The organism is Halobacillus sp. BBL2006, assembly GCF_000786645.1.
Classification (GTDB): domain Bacteria; phylum Bacillota; class Bacilli; order Bacillales; family Halobacillaceae; genus Halobacillus.
Genome location: NZ_JRNX01000199.1, coordinates 1 through 5,935, shown reverse-complemented (window position 1 = coordinate 5,935; position 5,935 = coordinate 1). Strand labels below are relative to the sequence as shown.

The 5,935-nt window shown below is 41.5% G+C and carries 8 protein-coding genes; all 8 read left to right on the top strand.

What is annotated here, in order from left to right:
• Positions 1-627, top strand: a 627-nt coding sequence (gene fliY, locus LD39_RS07000) for a flagellar motor switch phosphatase FliY (RefSeq protein ID WP_035544475.1), incomplete at its 5' end; no start/stop codon positions are given.
• 13 nt (positions 628-640) lie between these two features.
• On the top strand, positions 641-1,003 hold the full coding sequence (locus LD39_RS06995) for a response regulator (RefSeq protein WP_035544473.1): 363 nt from the start codon (positions 641-643) through the stop codon (positions 1,001-1,003).
• Positions 1,004-1,015: 12 nt separating this feature from the next.
• Entirely contained in the window at positions 1,016-1,684 is a 669-nt protein-coding gene (locus tag LD39_RS06990; RefSeq protein WP_035544471.1) for a flagellar biosynthetic protein FliO, read from the top strand.
• Positions 1,677-2,342, top strand: coding sequence for a flagellar type III secretion system pore protein FliP (gene fliP / locus LD39_RS06985; protein ID WP_035544468.1), 666 nt, complete (start codon positions 1,677-1,679; stop codon positions 2,340-2,342). The genes LD39_RS06990 and fliP overlap by 8 nt, the downstream gene beginning before the upstream one ends.
• A gap of 17 nt (positions 2,343-2,359) precedes the next feature.
• The gene (gene fliQ, locus LD39_RS06980) at positions 2,360-2,629 is read left to right on the top strand and encodes a flagellar biosynthesis protein FliQ (protein WP_035544467.1); all 270 of its coding nucleotides are present in this window, start codon (positions 2,360-2,362) and stop codon (positions 2,627-2,629) included.
• Positions 2,630-2,632: 3 nt separating this feature from the next.
• On the top strand, positions 2,633-3,409 hold the full coding sequence (gene fliR, locus LD39_RS06975) for a flagellar biosynthetic protein FliR (RefSeq protein ID WP_035544465.1): 777 nt from the start codon (positions 2,633-2,635) through the stop codon (positions 3,407-3,409).
• A gap of 6 nt (positions 3,410-3,415) precedes the next feature.
• On the top strand, positions 3,416-4,501 hold the full coding sequence (gene flhB, locus LD39_RS06970) for a flagellar biosynthesis protein FlhB (RefSeq protein WP_035544464.1): 1,086 nt from the start codon (positions 3,416-3,418) through the stop codon (positions 4,499-4,501).
• 16 nt (positions 4,502-4,517) lie between these two features.
• Positions 4,518-5,935: flagellar biosynthesis protein FlhA (locus tag LD39_RS06965; RefSeq protein WP_035544463.1), on the top strand; the 1,418-nt coding region annotated here is incomplete at its 3' end.

Sequence of the window (5,935 nt, the reverse complement as noted above, 5' to 3'; positions counted from 1 at the left end):
CTTGTTAAAGTCTCTTTTCAAATTAAAATCGGCAATTTGATTGATTCAAATATCATGCAGCTGCTGCCTATCGGTTTTGCTAAAGAGCTTGTAGAACAGCTGATGAATCCGGCAGATGACTACCAGGGGCCGAGTACTGAACCTGTTTCCAATCAAGATAAAGAAAAACGTGTTCAAGAACCACAACAGCCAGAACAAGAAACGGGGCAGCAACAAACCGAACAAGAACAATATAAAAAGCACCCTGGACCCAAAGCATCAACCCCACAGTACGTAGGAGGGCCACAAGGGCAGGGAATGGATCAGGCAGACGTTCAATCCGCTCAATTCCAGCAATTTGATTCCGTACATTTATCCAACACTGAGCAAAAAAACCTGGATATGCTGATGGATATTCCTCTAAAAGTATCGGTTGAGCTTGGGAGAACAAAGCGGACGATCAAAGAAATTTTAGAAATATCAGCTGGGTCTGTAGTAGAGCTTGATAAATTAGCCGGAGAGCCTGTAGACATTCATGTTAATGAAAAATTGATGGCCAAAGGGGAAGTCGTCGTCATTGATGAAAATTTCGGTGTGCGAGTGACGGATATTTTAAGTCCAAAAGATCGACTTAGCAAATTACGTTAGAGGAGGAAGAAATATGGGAGAAAGAATTTTAATTGTTGATGATGCAGCATTTATGAGAATGATGGTGAAAGATATTTTAACAAAGAATGGTTATGAAGTGGTTGCAGAAGCAGAAGATGGTAAAAAAGCTGTGGAACTTTACCAGGAGCATAAACCAGATCTAGTAACGATGGACATCACTATGCCGGAAATGGATGGAATAACAGCTTTAAAAGAAATTAAGGAGCATGATCCTGGCGCAAAGGTCATCATGTGTTCCGCGATGGGACAGCAGGCGATGGTCGTTGATGCCATTCAGGCAGGAGCGAAAGATTTTATCGTTAAACCATTCCAGGCAGATCGCGTTATCGAAGCGATTCAAAAAGCACTAAGTTAAAGTAGGGATTTTATGATTCGTGCAACTAGAATAACAGCTCTGGCTGTTACACTGCTGAGTTTGTTTTTATGGAGCTCTCAAACAGTAACGTTGGCAAGTCCATCCGCAACCGAATGCTTTAAGAACCCAGAACTCCAGGGATGTCCCACTCCTGACTCTGAAAGTGATTCCTTAGGATCTCCTGTAGATCCTGAGAATGAAGATGCTGTTGAATCTACTCCGTCTCTTTTGTGGAATATCATCAAGCTTATCTTCGCCTTGTTTTTTATTCTGGCTTTAATTTATGGACTCTTAAAGTTTTTTAACAATCGAAATATAGTCTTCAGTAAAAATCGAACGATGGAGAATTTAGGGGGCATGAACTTAGCTCCTAACCGATCGATTCAAGCTGTCCGCGTTGGAAAACAAGTATTTATCCTCGGTGTTGGAGAATCTATCGAACTAATAACGGAGGTTACCGATAGGGAGACTAAAGATGCTCTCGTAAAGCAAGAGGATCAGCAAGGCATGGACACAGCATTTGGGTTTGAGAAGTGGATAGATAAATTTAAAAAAACAAAGAACAGCTCAACTCCACCTTCAAATGTCCAATTTCAGCAATTGTTTGAAACTCAATTGAAGGATATGAAAAATAAGCGACAACGGTTAACGAAGCAACAGGAGGATCGAGGCGATGAATGAATTTATAGATATTTTTTCAAGTTCGGATCCTGAAAGTGTTGCTACATCGGTAAAGCTTTTGCTGCTGCTTACTGTCCTTTCTTTGGCACCAGGCATATTGATCTTGATGACAAGCTTTACCCGGATACTTATCGTTCTCTCTTTCGTGAGGACCTCCCTTGCCACTCAACAAATGCCACCGAATCAAGTGTTGATTGGAATTGCATTATTTTTAACATTCTTTATTATGGCACCTACCTTTCAAGAGGTGAATGAACAAGCTTTGACCCCTCTGTTCAATGAAGAAATTACTTTGGATCAAGCTTATGAAGAGGCCAGTGTTCCAATGAAAGAATTTATGGGGAAGCATACAAGGCAAAAGGACCTAGCATTGTTTATGAATTATTCGGAGATGGAGCGTCCTGAAACGATACAGGATGTTCCAATAACAACCCTGGTGCCTGCATTTGCCATCAGCGAGCTGAAAACAGCTTTCCAAATGGGTTTTATGATTTTTGTTCCTTTTTTAGTCATTGACATGGCTGTTGCTAGTGTCCTGATGTCGATGGGGATGATGATGCTTCCGCCAGTGATGATTTCATTGCCGTTCAAAATCTTATTATTCGTCCTCGTCGATGGATGGTATTTAATTACAAAATCCTTACTGGAAGGGTTTTAGGATAGGAGGATTGACAAATGACAAGTAACATGGTCATTTCTTTTGCCAAAGAAGGGATTTATACTGTACTGCTTGTGTCTGGTCCACTGCTGATTTTAGCCTTGGCTGTTGGCTTACTCGTCAGTATTTTTCAAGCGACCACTCAAATTCAAGAACAGACCCTTGCCTTCATTCCTAAAATCGTTGCTGTCATGATCGGATTGATATTCTTTGGGCCTTGGATGCTAACTACTATGGTGGAATTCGCTGCAAATATTTTTAGCAACTTGAACGTGTTGGTAGGGTAACGGATGCTTGAATCTATTAATATAGCAAATATCCCAGCATTTTTGCTGATATTCATCCGTGTGACAGCTTTTTTTGCTACGTTACCTATTTTTTCATACCGGAATGTACCCACCCGTCATAAAGTAGCATTTAGCTTTTTTTTGGCGTTATTAATGTATTTCACGGTTGAAATCCCCGCACTTACAGTCGACGCAGAATACTTTCTGCTAATTTTCAAGGAAGCGGCTGTCGGAATCGCCGTTGGTCTTATCGCCTACATTGTGCTAGCTGCGATTCAGATTGCAGGTGGATTTATCGATTTCCAAATGGGATTTGCGATCGCCAATGTGATTGACCCCCAAACAGGAGCACAAAGCCCTTTAATTGGACAATACTTATACATCATCACGTTGCTCTTCATTTTAGCTGTGAACGGTCATCATTTGATGATTGATGGGGTTTTCTATAGTTATGAACTGATTGCGATCGATCAATTGCTTCCCCTTCAAGATCAATCCTGGATCCAGTATATTATTGAAACGTTCAATCAGATGTTCGTCATCGCTTTTCTTATGGCTGTTCCGATCGTAGGCTGTTTGTTTTTAGTCGATATCGCGTTAGGGATTATTGCCCGGACCGTTCCCCAGCTCAATGTGTTCGTTGTTGGGTTGCCGTTGAAAATTTTTATTGCCCTGTCTGTACTAGTGATTGCCATGACTTTTTACGTCATGCTTATAAAGAATTTATTTGAAACCATGTTGACGACTATGCGGGGGTTAATGCAAGTGTTCGGAGGATGAACAACCATGCTATATCTAAGATTGGATCTGCAGTATTTTGCAGCAGATGAAAAAACAGAAAAAGCAACACCGAAGAAAAGACAGGACACAAGGAAAAAGGGGCAAGTGCCAAAGAGTCAGGATGTCAATACAGGCTTTTTATTGCTGCTTGTATTTGGGACCCTGTATCTTTTAGGCGGACCGATGAAAAACGTAATGACTGGAATGTATGAGCATGCTTTCCAGGAATACATCCATTGGGAAGTAACAGAAAATCATGTTCACATGGTGTTTTCTGAAATGACGTGGGAAATCAGCAAAGTGATTGCTCCGGTTATGGGTGTTGCCATTGTTGCAGGAGTCGCTTCAAACCTGCTTCAAGTAGGAATCATGTTTACTGCAGAGCCATTAAAAATGGACTTGAAAAAGATTGATCCCATTCAAGGCGCAAAAAAAATATTTTCTGCAAGAGCTCTCGTCGAGTTAGTAAAATCCCTTCTGAAGATTTCAATGGTAGGTGCTATAACATTTGCTATTATCTGGGTCAACAAAAATGACATGATGATGATGTCTCAGAAATCATTAGAAGGAGCGCTGGACTTTTTCGGAACAACAACCATTCTAATGGGGCTCGCTTCTGCATTAGCCCTACTCATTTTATCGGTTCTGGATTATACATATCAAAGGTACGATCATGAAAAAAACATTCGAATGTCAAAAAAAGATATTAAAGATGAACATAAAAATATTGAAGGGGATCCGCAAATCAAGGCAAAGATCAAAGAAAAGCAGCGCCAGATGTCAGCTTCTCGTATGATGAGTGAAGTTCCTGATGCTGATGTCGTCATCACAAACCCTACTCACTATGCCATTGCTGTCAAATATGACGAAAATAAATTTGATGCTCCTTATGTTGTTGCTAAAGGTGTTGATTTTGTAGCCCAGAAAATAAAAGAGGTAGCCAAAGCCAACAATGTCATCACAGTTGAAAATCGACCTTTAGCAAGAGCATTGTATCAACAATCCGAGCTCGATCGACCGATTGATGAAGATTATTATAAAGCTGTCGCCGAAATACTGGCGTATGTTTATCAATTAGAGAAAAAAATGTAAGAGAGGAGTACTCCCGATGTCAGCAAGAGATCTATCCGTTTTACTAGGCGTGATCTTAATTATTATCATGCTAGTCATACCTTTACCAGGGTGGCTCCTTAGTTTCTTTATCCTGATTAATATTTCGTTAGCACTCATTGTTATTTTAGTATCTATGAATATGGATGAAGCTCTGCAATTCGCAGTCTTCCCTACATTATTGCTTTTGCTCACCTTATTTCGCCTAGGTCTCAATGTTTCTACAACGAGATCGATTCTATCAGAGGCCGAAGCCGGAGGCGTTATCGCAACATTTGGATCCTTCGTTATTGGAGGAAATCCGCTGGTTGGTTTTGTCGTTTTCGTTATCCTTGTCATTATTCAATTTCTAGTCATTACAAAAGGGGCGGAGCGGGTATCAGAGGTTGCTGCCAGGTTCACGCTTGATGCCATGCCTGGTAAACAGATGAGCATTGATGCTGACTTAAACGCAGGTATGATCAATGAGCACCAGGCAAAAGAACGTCGTGAAAAAATAGAGCATGAAGCTGACTTTTATGGGGCGATGGACGGGGCAAGTAAATTCGTAAAAGGAGATGCAATTGCTGGGATCATCATTGTACTGATTAATATTATCTTCGGTTTAATCATTGGGATGGTGCAAATGGGCATGTCATTCCCAGAGGCTATCGACACGTATATGCGTTTGACGGTCGGGGACGGGCTTGTCAGTCAAATCCCTGCTTTACTGATTTCAACAGCAACAGGAATTGTAGTCACTCGAGTAGCATCTCAAGGGAACCTCGGTTCAGATGTCACAAGTCAATTGTTACGCTACCCGAAGCTTCTCTACATTGCAGCAGGTACAATATTTTTATTAGGTTTAACACCGATTCCTTTCTTTCTTACAACACTGATTTCTTCAGTGCTAGCCTTCGGCGGATACTGGTTGACAAGAGAGAAACCTGAAACCAGTTTTGAAGAACCTGAAGAGATGGATGAGGCAGAAAGTGATCAAATGAAATCCCCCGAAAATGTCGTTAGCCTGATCAGCCTGGATCCGATTGAATTCGAATTCGGCTACTCGCTCATTCCGATTGCTGATACGAGTCAAGGTGGGGATTTATTAGACCGAATCGTCATGATTCGGAGGCAGCTGGCGATTGAACTGGGGATTGTCATTCCTGTCGTAAGAATCCGTGATAACATCCAGCTCGGACCCAATGAATATCGATTAAAAATCAAAGGAAACCAGGCGGCTCATGGTGAGCTTCTTTTGGACCACTATTTAGCTATGAGCCCAGGAGATGATGAGGACTCGATTGACGGCATAGACACGCGTGAGCCTGCTTTCGGGTTGCCAGCTAAATGGATATCTGATGATCAAAAAGACGAAGCCGAACTCTATGGCTACACAGTCGTAGATCCTCCATCCGTCGTTTCGACCCACATTAC